This window comes from Bacillus infantis (genome assembly GCF_050107595.1).
Taxonomy (GTDB): Bacteria; Bacillota; Bacilli; order Bacillales; family Cytobacillaceae; genus Bacillus_AB; species Bacillus_AB infantis_C.
In genome coordinates this window covers 244,666-261,209 of record NZ_JBNILH010000002.1, presented here as the reverse complement: position 1 = coordinate 261,209, position 16,544 = coordinate 244,666, and the positions used below count along the sequence as shown (strand labels likewise).

Below are 16,544 nucleotides of genomic sequence, written 5' to 3'. Positions count from 1 at the left end.
AAGACCCCTTCAGAAAGAAGAGGTCAGAGCTGTGTCCAACATCTTCTCATCTATCAGCTCAAACGCTGCAAGAATTAGCACCGTGCTTTTTACAAAGTCGGTTGCCGGGCTTCATAGGGCTAGTCCCTCCGCCTGCTCTTGATAAGAAAACGAAATTTATATGAGATTAAAAGTTTTCAGATAATCAATAATTCATTTGGATTATGCCATGATTACAAAAACATGTCAATTGATTTTTCAAAAAATATTCAACTTTCCGATTCTGGCTGCAGCCTCTTTAAGCCTCTCTTCATCTGCAAGCAGGCCTGCACGGACATATCCTTCCCCATATTCGCCAAATCCGATGCCGGGAGCCACCACAACATGAGCTTTTTCAAGCAGTACATCTGCAAATCGCTCAGACGTCCATCCTTCCGGAACTTTAAGCCAGGCAAAAAAAGATCCCTGCGGGGCTTTGACATCCCAGCCTATCTCCCTAAGGCCTTCAATAAAAGCCTTCCGCCTGGAAGCATAAATCTGCACGAGTTCATCCACACAGTCCTGCGGCCCGGCCAGAGCCTCGGCTGCCGCTTCCTGTACAGCACCAAAAAGGCTGACATACAGATGATCCTGCATAAGATTGATGGCTTCAATCACACTTTCATTCCCTGCCGCGAACCCCACTCTCCAGCCTGCCATATTGTAAGTTTTCGAAAGTGTATATATTTCTATGCCTGTCTCCTTCGCCCCTTCTGCCTGCAGGAAGCTGACAGGCTTTTTGCTTTCGAATCCGATCGCACCGTATGCAAAGTCATGGACGACGCAAATATCATTTTCCGCTGCAAAGCTGACCGTTTCTTCGAAAAATTCCTTCGTAGCCGTGGCTCCGGTCGGATTATTCGGATAATTGAGGAACATCATCCTGGCTGATTCGATGTCCTGCTCAGAAAGCTCACCATAATCCGGCAGAAAATGATTCTCTTCTTTCAGGGGCATGACAGCCATAGAAGCTTTCGCAAGGGCCACTCCTGACCAATAATCAGGATACCCCGGGTCAGGAACAAGGATCGTTTCCCCTGGATTGAGAAGACATTGAGGAATTTCAACCAGGCCAGCCTTCCCGCCGAATAAAATAGCTATTTCCTTTTCCGGATCAAGGTCCACACCATATTCCCTTTTGTAGAATTCAGCTGCTGCAGCTTTCAGGCTGTGCTGACCGCGAAAAGGGGAATATTTATGATTAAGGGGATTTTCGGCTGCTTCCTGAAGTTTCCTGACGATATGCGGCGGTGTGGGTCTGTCAGGGTTTCCCTGGCCAAGATTGATGACATCATGCCCCTGCCCGGCATACCTGGCTGCCTTTTGCACCAATGTCGCAAAGAACTGCTTTGGCAGACTTTGCAAGAGTTCTGATTGAGGGAATATTTTCATCACATAGTCACCTGCTTTACATGTGGATTAATTTTTTTATTTGAAAAACCAATGACAAATGATATAACGTAAAAGGTAGAAAGTAAAGAAATATTCTGCAATTTTAACATAATATCCTTTGCATACGGAGGTTTACCCTATGAAAATAACCTGCATCCAAATGGACATCTCCTTTGGCAGCCCTGAGAGAAATTTCGAAAAAGCTGAAACACTGATTGAGCGCGCAAGCAAGGAAAAACCCGATATCATCGTGCTGCCCGAGCTGTGGACAACAGGCTATGATCTGACCCGGCTGGAAGAAATCGGGGACAGAAACGCAGAATCAAGCATCCAGTTTTTGCAGACTATGGCCCAAAAGCATAATGCCGCCTTCATTGGAGGAAGCGTTGCAAATAAGACAGCCGATGGCGTTTTCAACACCCTGCTTGCAGTCAGCAGCACAGGTGAACTCCTGCACCAATACAGCAAGCTCCACCTCTTTAAATTGATGGATGAACATCTCCACCTGTCACCCGGGAGCGGGGATGCATCTTTCAAGCTGAATGGCCATTCGCTGGCTGGCTTTATCTGTTATGATATCCGTTTTCCTGAATGGATCCGCAAGCATGCACTTGAAGGAGCGGAAGCCATTTTCGCCGTGGCTGAATGGCCCCTGCCCCGCCTCGCCCATTGGCGTGCCCTGCTGATTGCGAGAGCCATTGAAAATCAATGCTTTGTGGTTGCCTGCAACAGGGCTGGATCTGATCCGTCCAATCAATTTGCGGGCCACTCCATCATCATTGATCCCTGGGGAGAAGTTGTTGCAGAGGCTTCAGAACATGAAGAAATCCTCTCAGCAGAAATCGACCTAAGGCTTGTAGAGGAAGTGAGGGGGCGCATACCAGTTTTTACGGACCGCAGGCCTGAATTCTATTAGAATTTTTTAAATTTTTATTGACAGAAAACATGAGCCGCTGTTACTATTTTTTCAAACAGCTGGCGGCAGCCGGTTTTACAAACTTATATTCTCTTATCAAGAGCAGGCAGAGGGACTTGGCCCGATGATGCCCAGCAACCGACCGTAATTCCATCGTGAGATGGGGCGCAATCCATGCGCCGGAGTATTCTCCATAAGGCACGGTGCTAATTCCAGCAGAAAGCTTGGCTTTCTGGCAGATAAGAGGTGCGAAGCTCAATACTTCAAGCCTCTTTCAGCATGAGAAAGAGGCTTTTTTTATATCCTGATGGATAAATAAAGCCTCCAAATTCAGGAGGGGAAAATTATGACACTCGTAAAGAATAAATATGCTCCGCTGACAGAAAAAACAGCCGCGGAACTCGCTGTAAGCCTTGGCCAGTTTCCCGGAAATGCATCTTTAGCCACGGAAGAAATAGGCGACGGAAATCTTAACCTTGTCTTTAGGATCAAGGAAAACGGGACAGGAAAAAGCCTGATTATCAAGCAGGCTCTCCCTTTTGCCAAGGTAGTAGGCGAAAGCTGGCCGCTGACCTTGAAAAGGGCTGCTATTGAAGCAGAAGCGCTTAAACTTTTTAAAAAGCTTGCTCCGGATTTTGTGCCGGAAGTTTTCTACAATGATGAAGAGCTCGCGGTGACTGTGATGGAAGATCTTTCACACCTGGAGATCAGCCGTACAGGGCTGATCTCTGGAAAAGAATATCCGCTGCTTTCCGGCCATCTTGGAAACTACCTGGCAAGAACTTTGTTCTATACCTCGGACTACGGCCTTCTTCAGGCTGATAAGAAAAAGCTTGCCAAAGATTTTTACAACCCGGAGCTGTGCAAAATTACGGAAGACCTGATATTTGCAGATCCTTATTTCAATAGCCCGACCAATGATTTTGAAGAAGAGCTGAAAGGCGATGCAGAAGCCTTATGGGCTGATTCAGCATTGAAACTCGAGGCAGCGCGCCTCAGGAAAATTTTCTTAAATGAGGCGGAGGCGCTGCTTCACGGTGATTTGCATACAGGAAGCATCTTTGCTTCCGATGCGGAGACAAAAGTCATCGACCCGGAATTTGCTTTCTACGGCCCTGCAGGTTTTGATATCGGACAGGTGATTGCCAATCTGTTATTCCAGTCTATCGCCAATCCTGAGAAAACGAGACTTATAGATCATCATATTGAAACATTCTGGGGAACTTTCTCAGATGATTTCTCTCTTTTATGGCAGAAGGATAATAAAGATCCTTTTGCTGGAACAGAAGGTTTTCTATCCGCTGTGCTTCAGAAATATTGGGAAGATGCGGTTGGCTTTGCAGGCTGTGAGCTGATAAGAAGGACAATCGGACTGGCCCATGTTGCTGACCTTGACGGGATAGAAGACAAAAAGGCGCGCCTGGCTGCCAAGAGAGCTGCACTGGCTGCAGGGAGAAACCTGATCCTTCAGCGCAGGGAAATCGCAGATGCAAAGGATTTATGCAGGATTGTCAGCCTTGTTTCGGCAGGGTGAAAACAAGGTATTCCGCAGGATCAGAAAAACCCAGTTTTTCTGCAAGCTTCTTACTTGCCAGATTGGCCGCGCTGCAATCCCAGCGCGGCTGCAGATTTTTTCCCAGGGCAGTTTTAATGAATCTCGCAGCAAGCATGGCTCCCAGCCCCTTTCCCCTGGCACTTTCTGCTATATGGATATCCATTTCGGCAAATTCATTGCTCCTGAATATAGAAACACATTCACCGGCTGCCTGCTCTCCCATCAGCACCCTGATGCCGAATCCGGATCTCAGAAAATGCTCAATGGATCCCCAGTATGTGCTGAAATAATCCATTCGGAACTCAGGATATTCACCTGCTGACTCCCTATCCAGCGGAAAAAAGGAGACTTCGCTGCTTTTGGTAGACAGTTTAGGAACCGGCGAAAATTTTTGAAAGGAATGGCGGTGATGCTTATTGAGCCTCTCTCCAAACTGGCCGGATATGAATTGATCCAGTTCGGCAGAGCCGGAAAAAAGTGTGAACCGCCTCCCATTTTTCTCTGCTTCATCCAATTTTCCTGCCAGCAGGTCAAATGACCCTTCTCCCGCTCGTCCCGCGGCATAGTGGATGCCGCTGGTGAGGGATATCAGCAGACTTCCTTGCCTCTCCTGTACCTCACCTGGTATAAGGCCATCAAGAACAGCCGAAGCAAAGACTGGGACAAAATCAGTTCCAGGTATATGCTCATACATATAGGCCATATCAAGCTACTCCGGCTTAGCCCACATTTCACGGGGGTTCAACTCATAAACGCTGTTTTCCCTGTACATGAAATGATTGACGATAAATTCTCTCCTGATCGTCGCATAGTCTTCATGGAATTTCTTTATATACTCATTAAGCTCTTTTTCAGGATATTTCTTTCCCATTTTCAGACCTGAAGCAATATGCTCAAAGATAAACAGCTTTTTCTTGCGCTGTGCCGGTATATTCTTGAGCTTCCCTTCTTTTGTGATGAAATTTTCGATAACCTTTTGTTTCTCATTATGCATTTCCAGCATTTCTTCCATCTCTCCTTCCTTTTTATCAAACAGGTTAATGAGAACCTCTGCCTGCTGTTTGATAACCGATTCATTCACGTAATAATAGATGGTGTTTTTATCACGGCGCTGATAGATGCTATTAATAGCTTTTAGCTTGTTTAAATGATGGGTGATCGTCGGGGGAGTCAGGCCCAGTTTGCCCGCAATTGCCTGGCCATGCAGGGGCCCATTCGATAATAGTGCTATAATCCGAATTCTGGCCGGGTCGCCCATCGTTTTATGAAATGCCACCAGTCTGTCTAACTGCATGAGATCAGCCTCCAAATTTGAAGTTTATCTAATTAGACTTATATCAAATCAGTTTGCGGCAGTCAATTCTTTTTTGCAAAAAAAATGCACCATTCCGCTGAATGATACAAATTTGAACAACCGATATTCTTTTTGCTATATAGTAAAAATGCTGCCCGGATCCTGGTACCCGCCTCGCTTCATCGGGAGGTCTATATGAAAAACGGTCCCTTCCCCCAGTTTGCTTTCCACTTCAATATTACCTTCATGCTCTTCTATTATTTTATATGTGACCATTAAGCCCAGCCCTGTTCCCCGTTCTTTTGTTGTATAAAACGGTTCTCCCAGCTTGCGCAATTTTTCCGGCGGAATGCCTGATCCCTCATCCCTTATGGAGATCCGGACGCTGCATGTCTTTGTTTTTTGAATGCTAATGGTAATAATGCCGCCCTTTGGCATCACTTCTATCGCATTTTTAATAATATTTATGAACACTTTCTTCAGCTGGTTCGGCTCGCAGAAGACCAGGGGGAGGTTCTTGGCATAATCTGTCCTGAACTGTACATTATGGAGAACTGCCTGGGCTGTCAGAAATTCAACTGTCTCTTTCATCAGCTGGATGATATCTTTCTCGACATACTGAATTGCCTGGGGCTTAGCCAGAATCAGAAACTCATTTATGATGGAGTCGATTCTCTGAAGTTCAGAGGTAATAATATTAAAGTACATGGAATTTCCGCTCCCGGCACTATCTTCCAGAAGCTGGATGAACCCTTTCAAAGCCGTCATCGGATTCCTGATTTCATGAGCAATCCCCGCTGCCAGTTGCCCGATTACATTCAATGTATCCGATTTCTTCAGCTGTTCCTCCATCTCCAGCTTCTCTGTAATATCCTTAAAAGTCGTCAGGCTGAGCCCTGAGAAGACATTCTGCTTCAAAGAGAACTCAAAATGCATTTTTCTGCCGGATTTCAGAATATAAGAAATCGTTCCGTTGGATTGGCCGCTGCCTGACAATTCCTCCAGATGCAGGCGCAGCTCCTCTTCCGTAATATTACAATCATTCAGCAGGGCAAGCAGGGACTGTCCCACAATTTCATGCTGCGGCATCTGCAGCATTCTTTCGCCCGAAGCATTGATATCGACGATGGTAAATTTTTCATCCCACAGAATCAGCCCCTCCAGGGCGCCTTCAAAAATGCTTCGGAACTTCCTTTCGCTTTCCCGCAGTTCTTCTTCCATTTTATACCGTTCACTGACATTCCTGAAAATCGTCATATGATAGCCTTCAACGGCGTTCAGCTTGACGGTGAATTCAAGCAGTTTCTTTTGCCCATTTGGCATCAGAAAAAACAGCTCATTCCTTACCTGACCCTCTTTATACAACTCCTCGAAAATTTGAAAATAGCCTTCATCCTTATTAAGAACGAATTCATCCACCCTCCTGGCAAGAAGCTCATCGTGGGTGCTTTCAAATATTCTGCATGCTGCCTGATTTGCGTTTATGATTGTCCCTTTATCCTTCCAGTAAACGATCCCATCGAGAGCTTCCACAAACAAGTCTTTATATAGATCCTCATGTTTGCGGATTTTTTGTTCCAGCCGCCTTTTCTTGGTAACATCCCGGAAAATGGACAAAAGCAAGCTGCTATCGGGAAGGCGGCTCGTTGTAAATTCAAAGTAGGCAAGACTGCCGTTATATGCCATCGGCAGAACACCTTTGACATTTTCCTGGGACTGCAGCAGCTTTTTCTGCTTTTCCAGCTTAAAATGATAATCTCCGGGAACCAGATCATCCAGCCTGAATCCCTTAAGCTGAACCTTCTCAGCACCTAAAAACAGAGACATTGCAGAGTTAACCGCAATAATATCAAGCTGTTCAGTATAGATGATCATGCCATCTGCCGCGGAATCAAAAACAGGATCTGCCATAGCATGCATTTCCATTTGTTCGGCTGCCTGTTTCAGCCTTTCATTTTCCAGTTCCAGTTCGGCAATCCTTTCCTCCATTTGCTTTCTTGCTATATCTGATAAAGCCCCCACCTTTTTTCCTCCTTGAAGACATAGACTTGCCTGACATCTATCATATACCTTTCCATATGCATTGGAAAAATCTATCGGCTTTTTTGGCTTGTATACTATAACAATTACATTTTATTACTGTTCGGGTTAAAAAAAAACAATTTTTAGACAATTACCAGCGATTTTTCCCTTTCCTGTTAAGGTGATAGGCTGCAGACTCCATCAAAAACAGGCTGCGGCAAAAGAGTTTCGCCGGCAGCCTGTTATATCTATCTATAGCCTGAATTTAGAAATCATCTCGTTCAGCTGATCTGCGAGTTCGGACAATGACTGGGCATTATCAGAAATTTCCTCCATCGAGTGGTTTGTCTGGCCGATGGAAGCACTCGTCTGTTCAATCCCTGCTGCAGATTCCTCGGAAACGGATGCGATATTTTCAATTGAGTCGTTCATTACCGCAGAACTGCTCGAAATTTGTTCGAGGCTCCTGGAGATTTCACTGATGTTTTCAGACATCCTGTTGACAGACTGATAGATATTTTGGAATGTCTGCCCTGTATGCTCAATCTGGGCGGTCCCCTCTTCTACCTGCTCATATCCATGCTTAAGGGAAAGAACAACATCATTGGATTCTGCCTGAATCCCTTTTACAATCGTGGTGATGTCTGACACAGAGAAAGATACCTGTTCAGCCAGCTTCCTTACCTCATCTGCCACCACGGCAAATCCTCTTCCATGCTCACCAGCCCTTGCAGCTTCTATGGCAGCATTAAGAGCAAGCAGATTGGTTTGATTTGCAATATCATGGATAACCTGCACAAGCTTCGAGATTTGCTTAGTCTGCTCATCCAGCCCCTGCACTTTTAGTACAGAAGATTTCATGATCTCATTGATGCGCAGCATCTGCTGCTGTGATTCTTTCATAAGCTCGTCGCCGTTTTTCGTCATATTCAGAACTTCGCCTGAGTCTTTCCTGATGGCAGCACCGCTCTTATTGGCATACTCGACTTTACCCAGATAATCTTCCATCATTTCAGCAAGGCTTGTTGCAGAATTGGCCTGCTCTTCTGCCCCTCCTGAAAGCTCCTGCATGGTGGATGCAGCCTGCTGGCTTGCCGACCTGACTTCATTCGCCGAGATATTCAATTCACCGCTTCTGTCAGTCACATAAGTAGACACGGCAGAAATCTCCTGTATCATTGCCTGAAGCTTTTCTTTCATAGAGTTGGAGGCACGGCTGAGCTCTGCCAGTTCGTCCTCCCCTTCCATTTCCACCGATTCTACATTCAGGTTTCCTGCCGCTACCTCATTCGATAAGGTGACAATCTGGCTCAGCTTGCCGGAGATCATACGCCCGATAAGGAGGATGCTCGCCACCCCCAGAACAGAAGAACCAATGACAGAAACGGCTAAAACAATCATCGTAAGGATTGTTCCGGCTTTGGCTGATGTCACGGCGCTCGCTTGATCTTCTTTGAGGATGGTGCGCAGCTCGTCCAACTGGCCGACTGTTTCTGTGATAATATTATCCACCTGCAATTTGCCCAGGCGGTAGCCCCTGACATTCTGAAGCTTTACTTCAGGGATGATAACATCATTGAAAATCTTTGTTATCTGCTTGTCATTCTGATCAATCCGTTTATAGAGGCTTTTTGTCTTGTCATTCCTAAGTGAAGGCTGCACCTGTTTTTTAAGCTTGTCCATGCTTTCTCCAAGATCTTTGAAATTATTCAGATGCTTAGGATTTGAATCAATGATGTAATTTCCAATCGTGCTTCCTTTATTGTTGAACAGGGCTGCAATTTCTGTTGTCTGGATCGTTTTACCCCCTGTTTCTTCAACTGTGTTCATCTTTACATTAACCATCGTCAGCAATACAAACGTAATGATGGTCGAAACAGCAAAAAGGCCAATGGTAATAAAAAGGGCCGCCCCATATTTCTGTCCCAGCTTAAGCTTTCTCCAGAATTTCGTATTCATCAGCTTCTCAGCCAAGATGAATCCTTTCCGGACTTTTTCCTTTTTTACTTTCGGCTTTTTAACTTTAGCCTTTTTAACTGCTGCCTTTCTTTCCCCTTTCACATCTATTCCCCCTATTCCTTCTTCGCTGAACCAAACTTTTGTCCTAATAAGCAGAAATATACTATATAACTTTTTTACTATTAACATTTATTATAATATATAGATTTTTGATTTTGAAGAAATAGTTTCCAATATTTCTGAAAAAAACAGCAAGTTTCCTATTGAAATTACTGGAATGCCATCCTCTAATTAACACGGCACAACTGTTTAGCAGCATGTTAGGCTGGGTATTATAGATAAAAGTTTTATGGGGGTCTTTAATCAAGGAGGAGTTATGAAACAGCGAGACTATTACTTCGACAACGCCAAATTTATTTTGATATTTTTTGTTGTCTTTGGGCATTTGCTACGTTCCTTTATTGAAGATAATGAAACAATCTACACGCTGTACAAGGTCATTTATACCTTTCATATGCCGGCTTTTATTCTGGTTTCAGGATTTTTTGCAAGAGGGATATGGAAACAGGGATATGTGAAGAAAATTGCCAAAAAGCTGATACTGCCTTATTTAATTTTCCAGGCAATCTACTCTGTGTTCTATTATTATCTTTATAACAAATCAACAATCTCTCTCGATCCTTTTACGCCGCACTGGTCACTATGGTTTCTGCTTAGCTTGTTCTGCTGGAATATCATGCTGCTTTTGTTCGCAAAATTCAAGCCTGCTTATTCTATCGGCGCTGCCATATTGATAGGGCTGCTGATCGGCTATGCTGACACAGTATCCAACTATTTAAGCTTATCCAGGACGTTTGTATTCTTCCCGCTTTTCCTGATTGGATACTTTTTGCGGAAAGAACAGCTATATATGCTGTTCAGGCCCAAATTCAGGCTTGCTGCTCTAGGTATTTTCGCAATCGTGTTCATCGGCTTCTATTTTTATCCGGATATCAACTATAAATGGCTGCTCGGATCAAAGCCATATGCTGAAATGGGCGCAGCTTCTTTTAAGGCATTGCTGACCAGGCTGTCCTTTTATATTCTCAGCCTTATCATGGTATTCTCGTTCCTGGCTTTCGTACCCAAAAAGAAATACTTCTTTACGAATCTTGGAAAGAACACTTTATATGTCTATCTTCTGCATGGATTCTTTGTGCGTATTTTCAGGGAGAGCGGAGTCCAGGATTACTTCCGCGAGCCCGAGAATTTCCTGCTGCTTGCCGGAATATCCCTGATCCTTACGCTTATCCTGTCAAGCAGGATTGCAACTTCCTTTGCCCAGCCGCTCATAGAGCTCAATACTTCCCGGCTGAAGCAGCTTCAGCTGCGGGGTAAAACATGGCTGGAGTTTTACAGAAGAAAACTGTTAAACTGATTAATAGCCCGCCGGACGGCGGGCTTTTTACTTTCAGGAGCCTGGGATTCAGGTTCCCCTGGCAGCAAAAGAAAGTTTGCCAAAGCGGAACTATATGATTTACAGCTACTTTTTTTGTCTACAATAACGTATAATAATAAGTTGTTCTGAATTGCACTACTCTTTAAAGGAGTTCTACCAAAATGAATATCGTTTGCACTACACTGAACGCTAAATATATCCATACCAATATTGCCATCAGGTATTTGAAAGCTTATGCCGAGCCTGATTTTGACATTCAGCTGGCAGAGTACACCATTAAGGATCCTGTCATGAATATCGTGACCGATCTGATCAGAAAAAAACCCGATGTTATCGGATTCAGCTGTTATATATGGAATATTGAAGAAACAATCAAGGTCATCAATATCATCAAAAAAATCAATCCTGCCATCCAGATTATTGCCGGCGGTCCGGAGGTTTCCTACGATGTGCCCGAGTGGATGGAAAGAGTAGAAGCATTTGACTTTATCGTCATCGGCGAAGGTGAAGAAACCTTCAAGCAGCTCCTTTCAGAGCTTGATGGTGAAAATAAAATGGAAAATGTTCATGGAATTGCCTACAGGGAGAATGGCAAGGTAAAATTCAACCCTCAGCGAAACAAGCTGAATTTGCGCGATCTTCCTTCCCCTTTCCGATTTGCAGAAGACAAAGCCCATCTTTCCAAACGCGTCACTTATATTGAAACGAGCAGGGGCTGCCCCTTCTCCTGCCAATTCTGCCTTTCCTCCATTGAAGTCGGCGTCCGCTATTTTGACAGAGAAAAAATTAAAGAAGATATTCGCTATTTAATGGACAATGGAGCCAAGACAATTAAGTTTGTGGACCGGACCTTCAATATCAGCAGGAGCTATGCGCTGGAGATGTTCCGTTTTCTGATTGATGAGCATCGGCCGGGGACAGTCTTTCAATTTGAGATCACTGCTGATATCATGAGGCCGGAAGTCATTGATTTTCTCAACAAGGAAGCCCCTCCTGGACTATTCCGTTTTGAGATCGGCGTCCAGTCGACTAATGATGCAACCAATGAATTGGTCATGAGAAAACAGAACTTTGCAAAATTGAAAAGGACGGTAACAATGGTCAAAGACGGCGGAAAGATCGATCAGCATCTTGATTTGATTGCGGGTCTGCCTGAGGAAGATTATGATTCGTTTAAGAAGACCTTTAACGATGTGTTTGCCATGAGGCCAGAGGAGCTTCAGCTGGGATTCCTCAAAATGCTGCGCGGAACCGGCCTGAGGCTGAGTGCAGAAAAGCACGGATACATCTATATGGATCATTCGCCATATGAAATACTCGGCAATAATGTACTGCCCTTTGAAGATATTATCAGGATCAAACAGGTTGAAGATGTTTTGGAAAAATACTGGAATGACCATCGCATGGACCAAACAATTGAGTACTTGACTACCCGCTCATTCCCGACACCTTTTGACTTTTTCCAGGAGTTTGGAGGCTATTGGGAAGAGATGGGCTGGTCCAGGATCGGCCATCAGCTCGAAGATCTATTCCGCAGGCTGCAGCAATTCCTCGAATATAAGCAGCTGGAAGATTTAAGGATCATTGAGGGCCTTATGAAATTGGACTATCTTGCAAACCAGAAGTATAAGCCTAGAAAACCATGGTGGGAAGCCGGCTATGAAAAGAGCGATCGATCCGCCATCTATCAGGAAATTGCCAGGAACCCGGCTTCATTTGGCAGCCAATTTGAAAATCTGCGCCTGAGCGAGAAGGACCTTCACAAACATACACTTCTTGACCAGGTTGAATTTGATATCAGCGCGTATCTGGAAACGGGAGAAATTATACGGGAAGCTTCCAGTATCATCGCCTTTTTCGATGCTTCAAATGAACAGACACAAATTTTTTCTTGCACCAAAAATACACTTAAACCAGCTTAACTTCTGAAAAAAAGCCTGAAACTGCTGCAGTTTCAGGCTTTTTTGTTCAGAATGACCGTTTCAAGCCGTGTGCTGTGCTCAGAACCGGCTGAATTTAGGTTTTGTAACTGGCGCGGATATATTATTTACCAATTGAAGCCTTTATTTGTTTAAAGATAAAGTTTTTTTAGTTATGTCCCGGATATTTTAATCATTTCCTGAATTTTTCTACCAAATCCTCAAAACCGGTCCAAATCGGCCGCACGGTCATCTCTTATTTACTGTTTCTTTCCTTCTGGTTCTTCTCCCTGAAGGCATCTGGATGTTCGTAGAATTTGCTTGCGTTCATGTCCCCAAATTCCAGGCCGAACTCAACATTGGAGGTCTCCTGGTTCAAGTCACCCTCAGGTTTCCTTTGCATCAGCCCCTCCCCTTTCTTCCCTGCTTGGAATTCCGGTTGGCTCCTTTAGCAGTCTCTTCCCCATGTGTAAACTCTGCGGAGAATTCTGATTCTGCAACATTTTTCTTCGGCGTTTTAGAATATTTTTCTACCGCATCATGTTCTGCTTTTCGCTTCGCCATATTAATTCCTCCTAAGTCATTGTTTCTCCTATATTTTCTTCGTTCCACCCCGAAAGAATTCTCTCTTGCTCTTTCCTTTATTTGCAGGTCATGCTTCTTTATAAAATAGAAGCCAGCTTGAAAAAATAATACTTGTCCAGCTCTGCAGCCTAGCCCCCTCGCATTTCTTATAAAGAAAGGATGTGCACAAAACAGATGAAAAAAGGGAAGCAGATTGGCATTGATGGCACACTGCCCCACCAAATATCCGCTCCCAGCTTAAAAGGGACGCATCTGAAGCTGGAAGAGCCATTCAAAAACTCTTTTGGGGTTACAATCGGCGACAGCTTCTACGCTTCAGAAGACTCCCCGCTGGAGCAATGGACCGATGAAACCGACCCTGCTGTCATGTCAGGGGAACAATGGATCCACCCGACAAACGACATCGGCTGGAACACAGATGAAAACAGAGAACTCCTTGAAAAACAACAAAAGCCCCAAAGCTCCCCCTTCATGCATCCAGAAAAAGACGTGAGCAGGGGAACGGATTAAATGAAGTGCGGAAGCGGCTTGCCCAGAGCCGACAAGCATAAGACGCGGCAGAATAAAAGGCGTTCTTTGCCTTTAATTCTGCCTTGGCTTATGACTCGAGGCTCTAGCGCCTGGATCTGGACAAACTAAAGTGCGGAAGCGGCTTAAATCCGGCGCCTTAAATTTCTGCCCAGAAAAAAAGCATATAACACATGGTTATATGCTTTTACCCTATGATGACTCTTTCCTTTGGATAATGATAGATTGACTTCTTTTCTTTCCCTCCTATGATGAATAAGAAGGAAGTCAGCCCAATTCTTCCAATGAACATCAGTATGATAATCACGCACTTCCCAACCGCTGACAAATCGGAGGTTATTCCCATGGACAGCCCAGTCGTTCCAAAGGCTGAACATACTTCAAAGATGATTGCCGTCACACTGTGGGTCTCACTCAGGCTCAGTACAATGACTGCAAAGAAACACATGCCGACAGCCAAGATGGTGATGACCAGTGATTTTAATACATCATCCTGATGTATTTCCCTTTTAAATACTTTAATATCCCTGTTCCCATGGGCAAACTGATAAAGGAAGAGGACATTCAGGGCGAAAGTCGTGGTCCTGATCCCTCCCCCTACCGAGCTAGGGGAAGCTCCGATGAACATAAGCCCGCTCAGAAGCAGCTGGGTAGACTCAGCAAAATCATTGACATTCAACGTCGAAAGACCTCCGCTCCTTGTTGTGGCAGATTGGAAGAAAGCATAAAAGAACGTTTTATGCCAGCTCATACCGCTGAAATAATGCCTTCCTTCCAGAAGAAGGATTAGAACTGTCCCAACCACCAGCAGCACGGCAAAGGTGGTGCTCGTCAGCTTTGTGAACAAGGAAAAGCGGAAGTTCTCATAATCTCTCCGGTCAAAAAGGTAATGCTTCACTTCTATCAGAACAGGAAAGCCGATTGCCCCAAGTGTGATCAGGATTATATGTATAAGCTGAACAAAATAATCATCCGCATAAGGAATCAAGGAAGCTCCAGTAATATCAAAGCCACCGTTTGTCGTTGCACTGACCGAAGCGAACAGGCCGTGCAGCATGGCTTCCTGGAATGTATCATAATAACTGAGGAAATGAACACCAAGTATAAGCGCACCCGCCGCTTCAATGATTAGGATCAGCTTCAGGATCTCCCTGATCAAATTGACGAGGCCCGACAGGTTCGACTGGTTATGGTCGACCATGATGAGCCTTCTTCCTCTTAAGCCGATTTTCTTGCCAAGCAAAATCCAGAAGAAAGTCCCCAGCGTCATGATGCCGATTCCCCCGAATTGCAGGACGAACATCAGCATAAAGACCCCAAAGGTGCTGTAAGTTTCAGATATATTTAAAACTGAAAGCCCCGTTACACTGACGGCACTGACAGCCGTAAAGGCCGAATCGAGCCAGGATACCTCAACCCCGGGCTGATGGACTGCAGGAATGCGCAGCAGCAGCACCGAAATCGTGACAGCAAGCAAATAGTAGCCGGTAATAACCTGGGCAGGGGATAATTTATCCAGCCTATCTTTTATTTCATCCCACATTGAATTCTTTCCCTCCTAAATTGCCTATCCCCTATCATAAAGAAAAACAGCAGCCTTTAAAAGGATTATGAGGCTATTAGCGTGTTTTTTTTTATTTTTATATAATTAAGCATAAAGACATAAATTATTTCACCAGAATTAGGGGGATCGACCATGCTTTTGCCTGCACTTGCCGAAAAGATCCTTCGCGAGGTCAGAGGGGTCTTGAAAGAAGAAATCATCGTGGTCAATACAGATGGAATCATCGTTTCAAGCACATCACCAGATAGAGTTGGAGCCTTCCACGAAGGCGCACTCCAGTCTGTTAAAAATCGGGATAAAAGAATCATCACAACAGAAGATGAGAAAAAGCTGAGAGGCGTAAAGGCCGGGATAAATCTTCCTGTTTTCTTTCAGAAAGAAGTCGCCGCAGTGATAGGAATCACAGGCGACCCGGAAAAGGTTGCTCCTTACGGAGAGATTATCCGGAAAATGACAGAGCTTTTAATCAGCGAAAATTTTTACAGCGAACAAATGGACTGGCAGTCAAGGGCCCTTGAAGGCTTTGTCTTTGATTGGCTGCAGGAGCGTGGTCAGGGCAGTTCTTTTATAGACAGGGCTCTTATGCTCAAGATCGACACCAGGCTTGAACGGCTGGTGTTTATAGCAGAATTCCTTGAACCTGAAAAGATTCCTTCAAGGGAAATATGGCAGAGGCTCCTCTCCTGGCCGGAAAAAAACGATAATGACCTTTTTATTCGCTGGGGACATGATCGAATTGTTGCTCTCTTCGCACATCAGACGGAAGAGCAGATACAAAGGCTCGAGGACAGAATAGCCCGGTATTACAGCTATCTCGGCAGGAGTTCCGGTTCTGCGCTTTCTGGAGGGGCTGGGCAGCCGTCTGCATCATCCGCACTTTCCCGTTCCTTCAGGCAGGCGGAAAGGGCTTTGAAAGCTGCAAAGAAAGCCGGGTATTTAAGATTTGATAAAAACCTTACCTTGGAGATGCTGATGGATGAAATCAAGCCGGAAACCAAATCAGATTATATAAAAAGAACCATCGGCCCCCTTAAGGAGCACCCTGAAGTTCTTGAAACGCTCAAAGAACTGTTCAGGCAGAACCATTCATTAAAAAAAACAGCAGAAAGCATGCATATACATATCAATACACTCCACTACCGCCTTAAAAAGATTGAGGATCTTACAGGCCTTAGCACCGGCAATGCACAGCAGCTGTTCATCCTTTATATGGCATGCCTGTTGTTAGATGAACATACAAATAATCACTTAACAAACGAATAAAATTCGTATTAACATCTATAGAAAACAAAAATCGTCACGCTTATAATGAAGCTAAAAGCACTGCCGGCATCAGCCGGCGGCAACTGGAGGC

At 44.7% G+C, this 16,544-nt stretch carries 14 protein-coding genes, 1 pseudogene and 2 riboswitches; of the genes and pseudogenes, 6 read left to right on the top strand and 9 right to left on the bottom strand.

What is annotated here, in order from left to right; translation table 11 throughout:
* Nucleotides 1–43: 43 nt before the first annotated feature.
* Nucleotides 44–148, bottom strand: a riboswitch (SAM riboswitch).
* An 89-nt stretch (nt 149–237) separates the two neighbouring features.
* A complete protein-coding gene (locus ACQCVH_RS04565; protein ID WP_426834940.1) occupies nt 238–1,410 on the bottom strand; it encodes a pyridoxal phosphate-dependent aminotransferase in 1,173 nt (390 codons plus the stop codon).
* Nucleotides 1,411–1,549: 139 nt separating this feature from the next.
* On the opposite strand from ACQCVH_RS04565, the gene ACQCVH_RS04560 reads away from it, so the two are divergent.
* On the top strand, nt 1,550–2,326 hold the full coding sequence (locus ACQCVH_RS04560) for a carbon-nitrogen family hydrolase (protein WP_426834643.1): 777 nt from the start codon (nt 1,550–1,552) through the stop codon (nt 2,324–2,326).
* A 90-nt stretch (nt 2,327–2,416) separates the two neighbouring features.
* A riboswitch (SAM riboswitch) is annotated at nt 2,417–2,572 on the top strand.
* A 100-nt stretch (nt 2,573–2,672) separates the two neighbouring features.
* Nucleotides 2,673–3,860, top strand: a complete 1,188-nt coding sequence (mtnK, locus tag ACQCVH_RS04555; RefSeq protein ID WP_426834642.1) for an S-methyl-5-thioribose kinase — start codon at nt 2,673–2,675, stop codon at nt 3,858–3,860.
* Here the strand turns inward: mtnK and ACQCVH_RS04550 are convergent.
* The 5 genes and pseudogenes from ACQCVH_RS04550 to ACQCVH_RS04530 form a co-directional block, all read right to left on the bottom strand.
* On the bottom strand, nt 3,838–4,584 hold the full coding sequence (locus ACQCVH_RS04550) for a GNAT family N-acetyltransferase (RefSeq protein WP_426834641.1): 747 nt from the start codon (nt 4,582–4,584) through the stop codon (nt 3,838–3,840). The genes mtnK and ACQCVH_RS04550 overlap by 23 nt on opposite strands.
* A gap of 6 nt (nt 4,585–4,590) precedes the next feature.
* On the bottom strand, nt 4,591–5,175 hold the full coding sequence (locus ACQCVH_RS04545; protein ID WP_094768838.1) for a DUF2087 domain-containing protein: 585 nt from the start codon (nt 5,173–5,175) through the stop codon (nt 4,591–4,593).
* Between the two features lie 135 nt (nt 5,176–5,310).
* Nucleotides 5,311–7,164 carry a PAS domain-containing sensor histidine kinase gene (locus tag ACQCVH_RS04540; protein WP_426834939.1) on the bottom strand — a complete coding sequence of 618 codons (1,854 nt, stop codon included), beginning with the start codon at nt 7,162–7,164 and terminating at the stop codon, nt 5,311–5,313.
* A 285-nt stretch (nt 7,165–7,449) separates the two neighbouring features.
* Complete coding sequence (locus tag ACQCVH_RS04535; protein WP_426834938.1) at nt 7,450–8,268, bottom strand: methyl-accepting chemotaxis protein; 819 nt, start codon at nt 8,266–8,268, stop codon at nt 7,450–7,452.
* 120 nt (nt 8,269–8,388) lie between these two features.
* Nucleotides 8,389–8,526 (bottom strand): annotated as a pseudogene (locus ACQCVH_RS04530) (HAMP domain-containing protein); the annotation flags it as partial.
* 1,006 nt (nt 8,527–9,532) lie between these two features.
* Between ACQCVH_RS04530 and ACQCVH_RS04525 the strand changes: the two are divergent.
* Nucleotides 9,533–10,573: an acyltransferase family protein gene (locus ACQCVH_RS04525; RefSeq protein ID WP_426834640.1), complete on the top strand. Its 1,041-nt coding sequence runs from the start codon at nt 9,533–9,535 to the stop codon at nt 10,571–10,573.
* A gap of 182 nt (nt 10,574–10,755) precedes the next feature.
* Nucleotides 10,756–12,516: a B12-binding domain-containing radical SAM protein gene (locus ACQCVH_RS04520; RefSeq protein ID WP_426834639.1), complete on the top strand. Its 1,761-nt coding sequence runs from the start codon at nt 10,756–10,758 to the stop codon at nt 12,514–12,516.
* 253 nt (nt 12,517–12,769) lie between these two features.
* Here ACQCVH_RS04520 and ACQCVH_RS04515 read toward each other — a convergent pair whose 3' ends face one another.
* Together ACQCVH_RS04515 and ACQCVH_RS04510 are read right to left on the bottom strand one after the other, a co-directional pair.
* Complete coding sequence (locus tag ACQCVH_RS04515) at nt 12,770–12,916, bottom strand: hypothetical protein (protein WP_426834638.1); 147 nt, start codon at nt 12,914–12,916, stop codon at nt 12,770–12,772.
* A complete protein-coding gene (locus ACQCVH_RS04510) occupies nt 12,916–13,077 on the bottom strand; it encodes a hypothetical protein (RefSeq protein ID WP_022543641.1) in 162 nt (53 codons plus the stop codon). Before ACQCVH_RS04510 ends, ACQCVH_RS04515 begins: the two co-directional genes overlap by 1 nt.
* Before the next feature lie 195 nt (nt 13,078–13,272).
* Here ACQCVH_RS04510 and ACQCVH_RS04505 point away from each other — a divergent pair, with 195 nt between their 5' ends.
* Nucleotides 13,273–13,608 carry a DUF3905 domain-containing protein gene (locus tag ACQCVH_RS04505; protein WP_426834637.1) on the top strand — a complete coding sequence of 112 codons (336 nt, stop codon included), beginning with the start codon at nt 13,273–13,275 and terminating at the stop codon, nt 13,606–13,608.
* A 205-nt stretch (nt 13,609–13,813) separates the two neighbouring features.
* On the opposite strand, the gene ACQCVH_RS04500 is transcribed toward ACQCVH_RS04505, so the two are convergent.
* A complete protein-coding gene (locus ACQCVH_RS04500) occupies nt 13,814–15,169 on the bottom strand; it encodes a TrkH family potassium uptake protein (RefSeq protein ID WP_426834636.1) in 1,356 nt (451 codons plus the stop codon).
* 153 nt (nt 15,170–15,322) lie between these two features.
* On the opposite strand from ACQCVH_RS04500, the gene ACQCVH_RS04495 reads away from it, so the two are divergent.
* Nucleotides 15,323–16,453 (top strand): CdaR family transcriptional regulator, encoded by a 1,131-nt coding sequence (locus tag ACQCVH_RS04495; RefSeq protein WP_426834635.1) that lies wholly within the window; start codon nt 15,323–15,325, stop codon nt 16,451–16,453.
* The last annotated feature ends 91 nt before the right edge of the window (nt 16,454–16,544 follow it).